Here is a 13,529-nt window from a genome sequence, read left to right on the forward strand (position 1 = left end):
GGTCCAAAATAATCATTCCCCTGTGTGTTTAAAATTTAATCATGGATGTTTCATTATTATGTATATTTTTTATATAATTCCGGCAGGTGAAGGGCTAAGATAATAAAAACCTCTTCTTTTGTTTATACATTGCGCTATCTTAACGTTATATTATTTTACTCTTTTTTGTCACCTCTACCCGGAGTAACAGAAATATTCCGATGACAAAGAGCCCTCCCAGAAAGAGAACGGAATTTCGCATACTTCCTGTTACCTGTGCAATAAAACCATAAAGGAACATTCCGATAACAATGCCTATTTTCTCCGCCACATCATAAAAACTGAAAAAAGAAGCGGTATCTTCCGTCTCGGGCAGAAATTTGGAATAGGTGGAGCGGGATAAGCTCTGTATACCTCCCATAACGAGGCCCACAAAAGCCGCAGCTATGTAAAACTGTACAGGACTGATGACAAAGTAGGCATAAATACAGATAATTACCCAAAACATATTTATCCCGGCCAGGGTTTTAATGTTTCCCACATGTGCGGAGATCCTGGATGTAATCCACGCTCCTGCAGCAGCGACTACTTGTATAAGTAAAATACTGATTATCAAACCGAAGGTCCTTTCATCGGCACCACCCCATTCCAGTTCCTCCTCCCCGAAGTACGTGGCTGCCAGCATTACGGTCTGTACACCCATGCTATACACAAAAAATGCTCCCAGGTATTGTTTTAATTTCGGGGAATCCCCGAGCCTGTTCCATACTTTCTTCAGTTCTTTAAACCCTTTGAACAAAACATCCTTATGGTATTTTCCGTTGGATGCGTTTCCCCTGGGAAGGTAATAAAAAGTATACTGGCTGAATCCTATCCACCACAGCCCCGTAAGTATAAAGGACATCCTGGTAGGAGCACCTGCCCCGGAAAAACCGAACCATTCGTATTTGATAATCATAAGCAGGCACAGGATCAGGAGGACGACACTTCCTATATATCCCAATGAATATCCCTTGGCGCTTATACTGTCCTGCTGCTCCGGATAGGCTATATCCGGCAGGTAAGAATTATAAAACACCAGGCTCGCCCAGAAGCCTATCAAGGCCAGGAAATAGCAGGTAAGGCCGATGTATATGTGTTCCAGGGAAAACCAGTACAGACCTATACAGGAAAAAGCACCGAGATAGCAGAAAAACTTGAGAAAAATCTTTTTATTACCGGTATAATCGGCAATACCGGATAGCAGCGGCGAGATCATGGAAACCACGAGAAAAGCCAGGGCGGTTACATAGCTGATCAAAGGGGCCCGCGCAATGTCGCCACCGAATACGTGTATTTTCTCCAGGTTTGCTTCCCTGAAGAGGGCTCCGTAAAAAATAGGGAAAACAGCAGATGCTATCACCAGGCTGTAAACAGAGTTGGCCCAGTCGTAAAACGCCCAGGCCCAAAGCAGTTTTTTACTGCCTTTTTCTAATGTTCTTGTCATGTTTTGGCTGATTGCGAAAAGGTTTGCAAACAATAAAAAAGCTGTCCTTCAAAAGAACAGCTCCTAATATAGAAATTAATTTTAAACCTATTGTTATTTCCGCTTTAAAGAACCGGGATCAACATTATCGCATTCGGGAAGTAGGCGGATTGGCAGTTTTAAAACCTTTACACCCCGGTTTCACAAATGTCCCCGGGAATACCCAACGAAACCTGAAACCTGTTAATCGGGTAACCTGCCAACTCCTTACTCTTACTGAAAACTGGTAACTCCGAATTTTCTGGCCTCAGCCCTGGCTGCCGGCGCAAGTTGTGTAAGGTTCCGGATACGGGTATCGCTGGAAGGGTGTGTACTCAGGATTTCCGGAGGTGTCTGTCCAGCATTGGCTTTCATCCGTTGCCATAGGCGGGCGGCTTCCCCCGGGTCATAGCCTGCTATCGCCATGATTTCTATTCCGATGGCATCGGCCTCGTTCTCGTGTTTTCTGCTAAAGGGCAGCATTACACCTACCTGCGATCCTACACCATATGCCTGTGCCCATACTTGTTGGGCCTGGGCACTTTTACCACTGGTGGCGACCGCTACACCTACGGCCCCCAACTGTTGTAAAGTACCTGCACTCATGCGCTGTGCACCGTGATCGGCCAGGGCATGAGCCACCTCATGTCCCATAACTACTGCAAGTCCGGTTTCCGTCCGGGTTATAGGCAGCAATCCGGTATACACAACAATTTTTCCACCGGGCATACACCATGCATTTACCTGGTCATCGCGGACGAGATTGTACTCCCATTTATAATCTTTTAAATACCCTTCATATCCATTGGCATTAAGCCATCGTTCCGCAGCATTGGCTATACGCTGCCCCACTTTTTTAACAGTCTGCGCATCGGCCGTTCCCGTGACAACCTTGTTCTCTTTCAGGAATTCATCATATTGCTGAAAGGCCATCGGAAAGATGGAACTGTTGGAGTGAAAGTTGAGCGTGCTTTTACCCGTAAACGGATTGGTTTTACAGGAAAGCACAAAAAACAACAGAAAAAATGACAACCAGATTTTTCTCATAACCATAAGTGTATTGTATAGTAAAAATACAAAATTAACAGTAAAAAGCGACTATTGGCTGACAAATTTCCGTAATTCATAAGAAAGGTATTTAGTCAATGCTTTCCGCCGGAAAGTTATTTTCATTTCCGTTTACCACAGCCGGACCTTACTTTTCAATAAGCTGCAGTAAACCGTTCTCTATGGTGTTTCGGGGTTTCCAGTTCATCCGCGATGACAACGCCTACATCTTCTCCGGACAATACACTTCTCCCGTCCTTGTCAAAAACGGGGTTTTCCAGCCCTAACCGGTATTTGCCTGTCCGCCCGGTGGTTATCCCCTGGTGCATTTCCAGTGCAGGGCTGAAAAATACCCAGTCCAGTACTTTTTCCTTACGGATCTCTTCAAGGTAAAGCCTTGCCGCATCGGCCCCTGATTTTATTTCAGCAGGAAATTCCGGGGTATCCACCACCTGTAAGCCCGGCTTAAGGTAAAGGCTACCCCCGCCCCCTATTACAACAAACCTGCTTACACCCGATTTTTTTACCGCTTCCTGTATTGCTTTCGCTCCACGAAGAAAATCATCGTAAATATTAGGGTTGGCCCAGCCCGGATTGAAAGCACTTACCACCGCATCATGCCCGGCAAGTATCTCTGCCAGCCTGTCCGTATCCAATACATCTGCTTTTACGGGAGTGACATGGTAGCCTTTTATTTCCGATCTTTCGGGATTTCTTGCTATAGCGGTTACTTTATGCCCGCGATCCACTAATTCCTTTAAAATATTCGTGCCTACAAAACCTGTGGCGCCTATCAATGCTACTTTCATTTTATTGGGATTTATATTAAACTCTATTTACTGTATGAAAAATAATTACAGTTTAAGGTAAAAAATATTATTTAAACTTTTTGACAAATTCCTCTAAGGTTATGACTGATAATTTTTGCTTTACATAATTATCAGTATCTTCATACAAGCTTTCCAGGTGTTTGTTCACGTCTCTTCCTACCGGACATCTCGGATTGGGTGTATTTGATCTGCCCAACACATGTACCTGCCTCACGGCCTCATAGACTTCCGATAGTTTTATCTTCGATGCAGGCCGTGCCAGGGTACTTCCTCCCCCCTTTCCTTCTTTGCTGTCTACCAAATGACAAGCCTTCAGATTACTTATTTCCTTCCGTATTACCGCTGCATTGACATTTACACTCCCCGCAATAAAGTCCGATGACAAGTATTCATCTTTCATGGTGGCAAGCAACGTCAGTATATGTACAGAAGTAGCGAAACGAACATTATTCATACTGTAATTATTTTTATTACAGTACAAATATACTACGTATTTTTAAAAAATTCATTGCTCACTACATAATTTGAAAAATAATCCCCGTTCTCTTCCTTTGATATGATCCGGAATGAAAACGGGGATGTTCGGTTTTAAAGCACAAGGCAGGCTACCTGGTTTCTGCCCGGACTGCCTTCCTTATTCCTTCAATAGCACTTGGCATACCGCTAGCACCGAATCCGGCTTCTATGGCGCGGTCAAAAACATCTTTCACAGCCTGCGGGACTCCCGTGTGAATACCAGCATCTCTGCCTGCCTCAACTACATGCTTTACCCCGGCAGCTTCCATGGTTATATTGTCCAGATGCCCCGGATAATGCGCTTTGTCTGCACTCAATGCAAAATTTTCGAGGAAGTGTTCCGCTACACCGAATATTTCGCGTGCATAGGGAAGAAATTCTTCCGCCTGTTCCCCTTCGGCATTCAGCAAGGCATAAGAATGTAATACCCCGGTAAGGCTTGTAAAGAAAATATTCATCATGGCAATGTCGTAAAGGGCCGCACGCCCGGGCGCTTCGCCCAGGTAAGTACTCTTTCCTCCCAAAGCTTTAAGGACGGGAAAGTATTTGTCAAAAATATTCCGTGGTCCGCTATACAACAAAAGAGCTTCCGGCTTTCCCACTTCGGTAACCGGGACAAGGACGGAGCCATCCAGGTAATCTATCCCCTGCTCTTCAGCCCATAAAGCCATTTGTCTTGCCCTTTTCGGTGTGTCATTGGTAAGGCTCACTAATGTATGCCCCCGGAGTTCTCCGGCTACGGGTTTCAGGATTTGTTCCAGCACATCATAGTTAAGCACACAGATTACTGTCAGTTCACTTGCCGATACCGCTTCGGAAACCGTAGATGTCGCAACAGCACCTTTTTTCACCAGGGGAACCGTTTTATCCGCAGACCTGTTCCACACCGTGGTGGTATACCCTGCTTTGATAAATGCTTCCGCCAATGCCGTGCCCATAGCCCCGAGTCCAAGTACGGTTACCTGTTTAGACAGATTAATTTTCTTATCCATTTTAATATTATTTAAAGCATTAATTTTCCTACTGATCCGGCACCAGTTCTTCAATTGTATTACGTATCGCCGGATGGCAAATCTTTTCATGAATGATTTGTACCGCAAAGTTCTCATCAACTATTATTTTTTACAATAAGGGAAAAAAGATTCAGGCAGAGAAAATTTTTTCCCTATACCCATTCCCCCGGGACGAACCCGGGAACATTTCAAATCTCGCTTAGGGAGTAAAACAGGAGAATAAACAGACGTTATTCACGATCAAAGGTTTGGTCCGAATTGTTTATTTTTGTGAAAAGCTGTTTTAAATCATGTACCAAAGAAAGATCCCTGAAGACCTGGAATGTGGCATTACCCTTACGGGCAAAGTACTCGGAGGCAAATGGAAACCCTGTATTATCGATTCCATCCGCAGGGGTATCAGGCGTCCCAGCGAACTGCACAAAGATATAAGCGAGGCCAGCCCCCGTGTTATTAATATGCAACTCCGGGAATTACTGAATCACGGTATTATTGATAAGAAAATACACCCCGGTCTTCCCCTTAAAGTGGAATATAGCCTCACTGCTGTCGGGGAAAGTATTTTATGTATCATAGATGCCATGGACAAGTGGGGAGCGGAAAACCGCGATCATATATTACAGATCATGGAAGAGACTGTAAAATAGGGCTTCCTTGCCACCTGCAACCTCAACCTGCATATACTTCTTACTGCCAACCTGCTTTTATTCATGAAAGAAATCCGGGAATATTTTAAAAAATTAGTTCCGCTTACCGATGCGGAAGGCGACTACTTCACCTCCAAACTCATTCCGAGGGTATTTAAAAGAAACGAGTTGATCCTGCCCTGCGGAAAGACGGAGAACTATCTTTCCTTTATCGAAAAAGGTATCATACGGTTCTATACGGACAAGGGAGAAAAAGAGATCACTTTCAGTTTTGCTTTTGAAAACTCTTTTGTAAGTGCTTATGATTCGTTTCTGATGCAAGTGCCTGCACAATATCACGTACAGGCGCTGTCTGACAGCACTTTATGGAGTATAAGCTATGAAGACTTACAGGATGTTTATAAAGAAACCGAGGTTGGCCAGCAGATAGGACGGAAAGCTGCCGAAGAATTATTCATCAAAAAGAGTAACAGGGAAATGTCGTTTCTCAGGCAAAGCCCGCAGGAACGCTACGAAAACCTGTTTGCGGAAAATCGGGAATTATTGCAAAAAATCCCCCTGAAATATATTGCATCTTACATAGGCATTACGCCACAGGCCCTGAGCCGTATCCGAAAACGTATTATTTCTTAACCCGGGTTCATTGACATGCCATGTTTCCGGACATAGTTTTGTAAGCTCTTAACTTTTAATCTCAGGAAACATGGAAACCATTATTGTACTTATAACAACTTTTGTTATCACACTGATCATTTCAATAAGGAAGGGAAAAGCAGATATATTCTTATCCGGACGTGTGGCTATGGCCTGTATGCTGGTACTTACGGGTACGGGACATTTTCTCTTTACGAAAGGCATGGTCCTGATGCTGCCAGATTTTATTCCTGCCAGAGAAGCTGTTGTACTGGTCACCGGAATATTGGAGATCGTCGCGGCCGTTGCCCTTCTCATTCCTTTTGTCCCGGTCTTGACAGGATGGTTGCTTATTATCTTCTTTTTGCTTATCCTGCCCTCCAATATTTATGCAGCCATACATCACGTAAACCTTAAAACAGCCACATATGAGGGCGTGGGGCCTCTCTATCTCTGGTTCCGGGTTCCCCTGCAGCTACTCTTCATAGGATGGGTATATTTTTTTATCGTCCGGCATAAAAGGAGAGCTCCGGCTACCGGTTAACCACCTTGAGGGGGGTATCTTCAAGAAGGGCCAGTATTTCCTGCTCTATTTCCTCATCTTCCCACCGTTCTTCAATATCCTCTATTTCCATGATGCGGTCCATAATAGCCCTTTGCCTGTCTCCTTCGGCAAGAGCTTCGGCATAAGGGCGCTCCGAGAAGGTCACCCTGCTGTATAAAGGCTGCCACTTATCCGGATGTTTCTCCGCAAAACGGTTTTCTATTTTCTTCCGCAGTAGAAATCCGGTATCGGCCGTTTTGGTACTCATCTCCATGAAATTGCGAAAACTGAGTTCGGCTATAGCGTCCGCATTGGGTTTACGCCCGGCTTCATATTGCCTGAAAATGGTGCCCCAATCATCTTCATGGATATTCATCAGGTGATTGAGCATACGAATATCCTCGAACCCCGCATTCATCCCCTGGCCATAAAAGGGAACTATAGCGTGAGCGGCATCTCCCACAAGCGCCACTTTATCCGAATAAGTCCAGGGAAAACACCTGATCGTTACCAGTGCACTGGTAGGATTCCGGAAAAATTCGGGGAGCAGGCTCGGTATATCTTCTACGACGTCCGGAAAATGGTGCTCGAAAAATTGCTGTACTTTATCTTCCGTATCCAGCATTTCAAAAGAATTTTTCCCTTCGAAAGGCATAAACAGCGTACAGGTAAAGCTGCCATCCAGGTTAGGCAGGGCGATAAGCATAAACTCTCCTCTCGGCCAGATGTGGAGGGAATGTTTTTCCAGTTTATGGGTACCGTCCCGGTTGGCAGGTATTGTCAGTTCTTTATATCCCGTCTTCAGAAATTCCTGGGAATAATTAAAACGGCTCTGACGTTGCATTTTATGTCGTACTCTCGAAAAAGCACCATCTGCCCCGAATACACAATCATATTTACGGGATTCCCGGGCGTCGTTCTCCGTTTTTCCGGTATGGATCGTGGCTTCATCCAGGTTTATGTCCCACACTTTGGATTCAAATATAAAACGCGTCCCCGCCTTCTCGGCCAGTTCTATCATTTTTTTATTGAGCACTCCCCTGGAAATGGAATATATGGCTTCTCCTTCCTTTCCGTAAGGCTGGAAATACAGTGGCTTTCCGGGTATATGGATCGCTCTTTTATCCATGCGTATAGCCAGTTTTTTTACCTCGTCCGCTATCCCTACTTCCTCCAGTGCCAGCCAGCCCCGGAGTGACATGGCCAGGTTTATGGACCGCCCGGAAAACTCTATCGTCCGTATATCGGGACGCCGGTCGTACACATCCACTTCATGGCCCCTGTTCCTGAGATATATGGCCAGTAACGACCCGACCAGCCCGCTGCCTACAACAGCTATGTTTTTTGATTCCTGCATTCGTTTTAGTTACGGTTTATATGGTCTTTCCGGAGAACCGTTCAATTCTTGCCCGAAACCGGTATACCCGGTATTCCGGTCTTTATCCTGCCTTTAAAGTATCTATTCCTTTCCGGAGTATCTGTCCGAATTCGTACATATCTTCAAAAGAGCAATAAAACGGTGCCGGGGCAAGGCGGATTACATTCGGTTCTCTCCAGTCCGTAATCACCCCGTTTTTCATAAGATAGTCAAACAAAGGCCTTCCCTGTCCGTGCAAAAACACCGAAAGCTGGCATGCCCGTTCTTCCGGGTTTTCAGGTGTTATGATTTCGAAATCTCCGGTTGTCTGTGCGTCTACCTGTTCCAGTATATATTCGAGATACGCCGTCAGAACGTCCCTTTTGGCGATCAGGGCATCCATCCCTGCTTCGGCAAACATTTCCACCGATGCCAGATAAGGCGCCAGGGACAATACGGGAAGGTTACTCACCTGCCATCCATCCGCTCCCCGAACGGGATCGAATTCGGGTTCCATTAAAAAACGGCGTTCTTTGTTGTGCCCCCACCAGCCTGCAAACCTGGGGATGTCGGTATTCTCGTGGTGTTTTTCATGTATGAACGCCCCGGATGCATTTCCGGGGCCACTATTCATATACTTATAACTGCACCATGCGGCAAAATCAACGCCCCACTCGTGCAATTCCAGTTTTACATTTCCGGCGGCATGAGCAAGGTCCCACCCCACAAAAGCTCCTGCACGGTGTCCGGCACGGGTTATCGCTTCCATATCAAATACCTGCCCCGTATAGTAATTTACTCCTCCCATAAGCACCAGAGCCAGTTCGTCGCCGATCTCTTCTATCTTGTTGACAATATCCTCAGTCCGGATCCTGTGTTCGCCTTCCCGTCTGTGTATTTCCACTATGGCATCTTCCGGAGAAAAACCGTGGAATTTCACCTGGCTTTGCAACATATACTGGTCACTGGGAAATGCTTTGGCCTCGCAAAGTATCTTATATCGCTTCGGAACTGGCCTGTAAAAAGAGACCATCAGCAGGTGCAGGTTTATGGTAAGCGTATTCATGACCGTAACTTCGGAAGGTTTTGCCCCTACAACACTACTCAATGGAGCTGCAAAACGTTCCTGGTAATCCCACCAAGGCTTTCCGGCATAAAAATGACCTTCTACGGCCAGTTCGGCCCAGTCCTTCATGATCTCATCTACATATTTCCGGGTCCGCTTGGGTTGTAGCCCCAGGGAATTTCCGGTAAAATAGATCACGGGGTTCCCGTTTATTTGCGGAAAGATAAACTCTTCTTTATATGCTCTAAGAGGATCTCGGGCATCCATTTCCTGTGCAAATGCCCTCGTATTCTGAAATTGCATTCCTTTTTGTTTCGGTAAAAGTACGCATTTCTTGTAAATTGAAACATCATTGCCCCGGGAAAGTCAGGGTAAATGCATCTTATACTTCAAACGATTTCCGGGTATTTTTTTTGTTTTGGAGTCCGGAGTTGATAAGTTAGGGCACTGAAGTCCGGAATACCATTCTCTATACGGTTAAAAACCTTCTCTTTGGAAGCAGGTTAATTTAGATTCCGTAAATTTCAGCTACAGATATACGATAACCGGACTGGCTTGCTGAAAAATTATCTGTGCATTCGTAAACAGGCAGACCTTCTGTACCAATAAAAACTATCGATCTCTCATTCACGTACCGCATCAACCTCTAATCCACAACTCTTTTTCTCCCTTGATTTCTCCATGATTATAATACATTTGCCCTGCCGCAAAACCAACTGCCAAAGAAAAGTATTCTATCTATTATCTTTGTAAAAAAAAGATACGCCATGCATTTCATATCGGAAGTTTTAGAAAACTACGTAGAAAAATCTACGGATAACGAACCGGAACTCCTGCAGGAACTCAGCCGTGAGACCCATCTCAGGGTATTACGCCCGAGAATGCTGAGCGGACACTTTCAGGGGCGGTTCCTGAGCTTTATTTCCAAACTCAAATCGCCGGAGTATATACTGGAAGTAGGCACTTACACGGGATACTCTGCCCTGTGTATGGCAGAAGGTATTCGGAAAGGAGGCGAATTACACACCATCGATATCAACGAAGAGCTTTACGATCTCCAACGCAGGTATTTTGACCGTAGCGGATATGGGGAACAGATAAAGCAACACACAGGAGATGCCCTGGATATTATCCCTTCTCTGAATATAAAATTCGACCTTGCTTTTATCGATGCCGACAAAGAAAACTACCATACGTATTTCGACCTTATTATCCATAAGATGAACAAAGGAGGCCTTATTCTTTCGGACAATGTCCTCTGGAGCGGGAAAGTGGTAGAAGAGGTAAAGCCTAATGACAAAAGCACTATAGCCTTACTGGAATACAACAAAAAACTGAAAGAGGACTCCAGGGTGGAAACCCTATTGCTTCCTATCCGCGACGGTCTCACGATATGCCGCGTAATTTAGCAGGGGGAACCCCAGGTACCGGTAAATAGCTATGGCAATGACAAATCCGGCAATCCAGCCGACAAGTACATCTAAGGGATAATGTACGGCAAAATAGAGCCTGCTGACACCAAAAACAAGGGGCCAAAGACAAATTATGTATACCCACTTCTGTTTTTTCCGCATAAAACAGATGAAAAGTGTGGTAATTGCCATGGAATTGGAAGCGTGTCCGGAGAAGAAACTATATCCATAACCCTTAATAACAAGCCGGAGTTCTTCCGAGACCAAAGGATCGTTCACAGGCCTGGGACGCTGTACAATTTCTTTTATTATTTCCGTAAACAGAAGGGTAAAGGCAAGGGCAAATAATATGGTGGTAATTACGGCAAGTGCCTTTTGCCGCGTAAAACTTTTCAGGGCTATGAACAGGAAAGCCAGGTACAGCGGTATCCAAGCCACAATACTGGTAGAAAAGGCCCAGAACATATCCCACTGCGAATCTCCCAGCTGGTTGATGTATATCAGGAGGCCCTTATCGTATTCCGGCCAGGAAATAATCATCAAAGTTGCCTTTTAATAGACCCGGAGATATCGTCTATATCGTCTTTTACTTTATTTATTTCTTCATTCAGTTCTTTGGTCAGGCTACCGTCTATTCCCTGTTTTTCAGCACTTTTCTGTATCTCAGCTTTTATATCGTTTGTAGCATTTCTGAGTTGTTGCATGCCTTTACCGAGTCCCTTGGCTATTTCGGGAATTTTATCGGCTCCAAAAACCATCACCACGATAAAAAGAATAAAAAGTATTTCCGGGCCGCTGATAAATAAAAACATAAGCTTGTCTAAATATATAGATACAAATATAGTGAAGTTTATATTCCTTTGGTCGTATTGATGTCAAAAGTTATACATACGGTCCGGAAACGGGAAGGCGGATGCCGGGGCTTTGCAGTTTATCTCAAAGTCCCGGTATTTCTCTTCTTCCTTCTTTATTTTCAGACCAGTGGTTTCCGGGTCATTTCCTCCGGTTGGCGCACACCTATCAATCTCAATATTGTAGGCGCTATGTCTCCCAGTATCCCGTTGTGAACTTCTTTTATATCCTTATCTACAAGAATAATCGGTACGGGATTGGTCGTATGGGCGGTATTCGGGCTTCCGTCCGGATTTATCATGGTATCACAATTTCCGTGATCGGCTATGATAATGGACGTATAACCATTGTCCGACGCCGCCGTAACTACGGCTTTTGCACATTCGTCCACCGTTTCACATGCCTTGATCGCCGCTTCCATCACACCGGTATGTCCCACCATGTCCGGATTGGCAAAATTGAGGCATACAAAATCCACCTCTCCTTTTTGCAGTTCGGGCACAATAGCATCGCGAATATCGTATGCGCTCATTTCCGGCTGCAGGTCATAAGTAGCTACCTTGGGAGAAGGACATAATATCCTTTTTTCGCCTTCAAAGGGTTCTTCCCTTCCCCCGTTAAAGAAAAAGGTAACATGCGGATACTTTTCGGTCTCCGCTATTCTTATCTGTTTCTTTCCTGCCTCCGAAAGCACTTCCCCCAAGGTTTTCTTTATGTTCTCCTTGTCGTAAATAACATGAATATCCTTGAAAGTATCGTCGTAGTTCGTCATAGTTACGAAATACAGATTGAGCTTATGCATGTTCTGCTCGTGGAAATCCTGTTGTGTAAGGGCCTGCGTAAGCTGCCTTCCCCTGTCCGTACGGAAATTAAAGAAAATCACCACGTCGCCCTGCTGTATGTTGGTCACAGGTTCTCCCCTACCATCATCTGCTATCAGGGGCTTGATGAATTCATCGGTAATTCCTTCGTCGTAGCTTTCCTGTACTGCAGCCACAAGGTCATCGGTCAGGTAACCTATACCGTTCACCACTGCATCATAGGCCAGTTTCACCCTTTCCCAACGCTTGTCCCTGTCCATTGCATAGTAACGTCCGGTTACCGTAGCCAGAGTGGCGTTCTTTTTTCTGCAGTACTGCTGAATATCCGCCACAAAACCTTTTCCGCTTCTGGGGTCTACATCGCGCCCGTCCGTAAAAGCGTGTACATATACATTTTCCAGTCCGAATGCATCGGACGCATCCAGTAATCCTTCGAGATGCCTGATGTGCGAATGCACCCCTCCGTCACTCAGCAGCCCCAGGAAGTGAACATTTTTCTCTTTTTCTTTGGCATAGGTAAATGCATCTATCAGGACTTTCTCTTCCGCAAGCGTTCCCTTTTCCACTGCCAGGTTAATCTTGGCCAGATCCTGGTACACTATCCTTCCCGCTCCCAGGTTCATATGCCCCACTTCACTGTTCCCCATTTGTCCTTCCGGCAGACCCACATTCATACCATCGGTAAGGAGGCTGGCATTCGGATATTTTTTGTAGAGGGAATCTATAAAAGGTGTATTCGCATTATCTATTGCAGAGATCCTGGGGTCCGGGGATTTCCCCCATCCGTCCAGGATCATCAGTAAAACTTTTTTGTCCATGTCCTGTATTTCTGTTTAAACGATTTGAAGATACGAAATATAAGGCCCTAGCGGCCTAACGACAAATGTACGAATACTATCTCTAAACAAAAGATGTATCGCTGTTAAGATATACACAGAAAACGATAAAGTTTTTTAAATATATCATCACAAAACTGCCGTCCCCGTTTTCGAAAAAAGCTATAGCCGGCACAGATTATCTCTTCTGTTTATCAATATGGTAACACACCAGGCTGTTTTTTAAGATTCCGACCGTTTTCAGCGTTATTATTTGTTAATTTTTTGTTATAAAAAAGCAACAGATGTAACAAAGATCTCCCCTTTCCGTCTTTTAGACAAAAGCGCTTTTTAGTTACAGAAACCAATTTTACATAAACCATAATTTTAAAACTCAACAAGCATCATGAAAAAAACAGCTCTTATTTTAGCAGGAATCGTTATGGTAACATTCGGGAATCCTTCGTTCGCATCCAGCGAAGGTCCTTATGAC

General features: G+C 44.9%; 14 protein-coding genes. 4 read left to right on the forward strand and 10 right to left on the reverse strand.

The window, feature by feature from the left end; genetic code table 11:
• Nucleotides 1-145 precede the first annotated feature (145 nt).
• From ED312_RS22890 to ED312_RS22915, 5 genes are all read right to left on the reverse strand, one after another.
• Entirely contained in the window at nt 146-1,465 is a 1,320-nt protein-coding gene (locus ED312_RS22890; RefSeq protein WP_123218349.1) for an MFS transporter, read from the reverse strand.
• Nucleotides 1,466-1,717: 252 nt separating this feature from the next.
• Nucleotides 1,718-2,530, reverse strand: coding sequence for a M48 family metallopeptidase (locus ED312_RS22900; protein WP_123218351.1), 813 nt, complete (start codon nt 2,528-2,530; stop codon nt 1,718-1,720).
• Nucleotides 2,531-2,685: 155 nt separating this feature from the next.
• Entirely contained in the window at nt 2,686-3,339 is a 654-nt protein-coding gene (locus tag ED312_RS22905) for an NAD(P)-dependent oxidoreductase (protein ID WP_123218352.1), read from the reverse strand.
• A 67-nt stretch (nt 3,340-3,406) separates the two neighbouring features.
• Nucleotides 3,407-3,814 (reverse strand): RrF2 family transcriptional regulator, encoded by a 408-nt coding sequence (locus tag ED312_RS22910; protein WP_123218353.1) that lies wholly within the window; start codon nt 3,812-3,814, stop codon nt 3,407-3,409.
• A gap of 151 nt (nt 3,815-3,965) precedes the next feature.
• Nucleotides 3,966-4,868: an NAD(P)-dependent oxidoreductase gene (locus ED312_RS22915; RefSeq protein WP_123218363.1), complete on the reverse strand. Its 903-nt coding sequence runs from the start codon at nt 4,866-4,868 to the stop codon at nt 3,966-3,968.
• A 311-nt stretch (nt 4,869-5,179) separates the two neighbouring features.
• On the opposite strand from ED312_RS22915, the gene ED312_RS22920 reads away from it, so the two are divergent.
• The 3 genes from ED312_RS22920 (at nt 5,180) to ED312_RS22930 (ending at nt 6,713) form a co-directional block, all read left to right on the forward strand.
• Complete coding sequence (locus tag ED312_RS22920; protein ID WP_123218354.1) at nt 5,180-5,536, forward strand: winged helix-turn-helix transcriptional regulator; 357 nt, start codon at nt 5,180-5,182, stop codon at nt 5,534-5,536.
• A 63-nt stretch (nt 5,537-5,599) separates the two neighbouring features.
• On the forward strand, nt 5,600-6,169 hold the full coding sequence (locus tag ED312_RS22925) for a Crp/Fnr family transcriptional regulator (RefSeq protein WP_123218355.1): 570 nt from the start codon (nt 5,600-5,602) through the stop codon (nt 6,167-6,169).
• A 70-nt stretch (nt 6,170-6,239) separates the two neighbouring features.
• On the forward strand, nt 6,240-6,713 hold the full coding sequence (locus tag ED312_RS22930) for a DoxX family protein (protein ID WP_123218356.1): 474 nt from the start codon (nt 6,240-6,242) through the stop codon (nt 6,711-6,713).
• On the opposite strand, the gene ED312_RS22935 is transcribed toward ED312_RS22930, so the two are convergent.
• Both ED312_RS22935 and kynU read right to left on the reverse strand, forming a co-directional pair.
• Nucleotides 6,703-8,070 carry an FAD-dependent oxidoreductase gene (locus ED312_RS22935; RefSeq protein ID WP_123218357.1) on the reverse strand — a complete coding sequence of 456 codons (1,368 nt, stop codon included), beginning with the start codon at nt 8,068-8,070 and terminating at the stop codon, nt 6,703-6,705. The genes ED312_RS22930 and ED312_RS22935 overlap by 11 nt on opposite strands.
• A gap of 82 nt (nt 8,071-8,152) precedes the next feature.
• A complete protein-coding gene (kynU, locus tag ED312_RS22940; RefSeq protein ID WP_123218358.1) occupies nt 8,153-9,439 on the reverse strand; it encodes a kynureninase in 1,287 nt (428 codons plus the stop codon).
• A 464-nt stretch (nt 9,440-9,903) separates the two neighbouring features.
• On the opposite strand from kynU, the gene ED312_RS22945 reads away from it, so the two are divergent.
• Nucleotides 9,904-10,545 carry an O-methyltransferase gene (locus tag ED312_RS22945; RefSeq protein ID WP_123218359.1) on the forward strand — a complete coding sequence of 214 codons (642 nt, stop codon included), beginning with the start codon at nt 9,904-9,906 and terminating at the stop codon, nt 10,543-10,545.
• Here ED312_RS22945 and ED312_RS22950 read toward each other — a convergent pair.
• The 3 genes from ED312_RS22950 to gpmI all read right to left on the reverse strand — a co-directional run bounded on the left by ED312_RS22950 (nt 10,498) and on the right by gpmI (nt 13,039).
• Nucleotides 10,498-11,088 (reverse strand): phosphatase PAP2 family protein, encoded by a 591-nt coding sequence (locus ED312_RS22950; RefSeq protein WP_123218360.1) that lies wholly within the window; start codon nt 11,086-11,088, stop codon nt 10,498-10,500. The genes ED312_RS22945 and ED312_RS22950 overlap by 48 nt on opposite strands.
• Nucleotides 11,088-11,360: a Sec-independent protein translocase subunit TatA/TatB gene (locus tag ED312_RS22955; RefSeq protein WP_123218361.1), complete on the reverse strand. Its 273-nt coding sequence runs from the start codon at nt 11,358-11,360 to the stop codon at nt 11,088-11,090. Before ED312_RS22955 ends, ED312_RS22950 begins: the two co-directional genes overlap by 1 nt.
• Before the next feature lie 161 nt (nt 11,361-11,521).
• Entirely contained in the window at nt 11,522-13,039 is a 1,518-nt protein-coding gene (gene gpmI, locus ED312_RS22960; RefSeq protein WP_123218362.1) for a 2,3-bisphosphoglycerate-independent phosphoglycerate mutase, read from the reverse strand.
• Between the last annotated feature and the right edge of the window lie 490 nt (nt 13,040-13,529).

Source organism: Sinomicrobium pectinilyticum (genome assembly GCF_003725735.1).
GTDB lineage: Bacteria > Bacteroidota > Bacteroidia > Flavobacteriales > Flavobacteriaceae > Sinomicrobium > Sinomicrobium pectinilyticum.

Excerpts from the sequence above, each read along its gene's own strand:
- ED312_RS22890 (WP_123218349.1), bottom strand. The coding sequence starts at position 1,465 with ATGACAAGAACATTAGAAAAAGGCAGTAAAAAACTGCTTTGGGCCTGG.
- ED312_RS22900 (WP_123218351.1), bottom strand. The coding sequence starts at position 2,530 with ATGAGAAAAATCTGGTTGTCATTTTTTCTGTTGTTTTTTGTGCTTTCC.
- ED312_RS22925 (WP_123218355.1), top strand. The coding sequence starts at position 5,600 with ATGAAAGAAATCCGGGAATATTTTAAAAAATTAGTTCCGCTTACCGAT.
- ED312_RS22945 (WP_123218359.1), top strand. The coding sequence starts at position 9,904 with ATGCATTTCATATCGGAAGTTTTAGAAAACTACGTAGAAAAATCTACG.
- ED312_RS22920 (WP_123218354.1), top strand. The coding sequence starts at position 5,180 with ATGTACCAAAGAAAGATCCCTGAAGACCTGGAATGTGGCATTACCCTT.
- ED312_RS22910 (WP_123218353.1), bottom strand. The coding sequence starts at position 3,814 with ATGAATAATGTTCGTTTCGCTACTTCTGTACATATACTGACGTTGCTT.
- ED312_RS22950 (WP_123218360.1), bottom strand. The coding sequence starts at position 11,088 with ATGATTATTTCCTGGCCGGAATACGATAAGGGCCTCCTGATATACATC.
- ED312_RS22905 (WP_123218352.1), bottom strand. The coding sequence starts at position 3,339 with ATGAAAGTAGCATTGATAGGCGCCACAGGTTTTGTAGGCACGAATATT.
- ED312_RS22915 (WP_123218363.1), bottom strand. The coding sequence starts at position 4,868 with ATGGATAAGAAAATTAATCTGTCTAAACAGGTAACCGTACTTGGACTC.
- ED312_RS22930 (WP_123218356.1), top strand. The coding sequence starts at position 6,240 with ATGGAAACCATTATTGTACTTATAACAACTTTTGTTATCACACTGATC.
- ED312_RS22955 (WP_123218361.1), bottom strand. The coding sequence starts at position 11,360 with ATGTTTTTATTTATCAGCGGCCCGGAAATACTTTTTATTCTTTTTATC.
- gpmI (WP_123218362.1), bottom strand. The coding sequence starts at position 13,039 with ATGGACAAAAAAGTTTTACTGATGATCCTGGACGGATGGGGGAAATCC.
- kynU (WP_123218358.1), bottom strand. The coding sequence starts at position 9,439 with ATGCAATTTCAGAATACGAGGGCATTTGCACAGGAAATGGATGCCCGA.
- ED312_RS22935 (WP_123218357.1), bottom strand. The coding sequence starts at position 8,070 with ATGCAGGAATCAAAAAACATAGCTGTTGTAGGCAGCGGGCTGGTCGGG.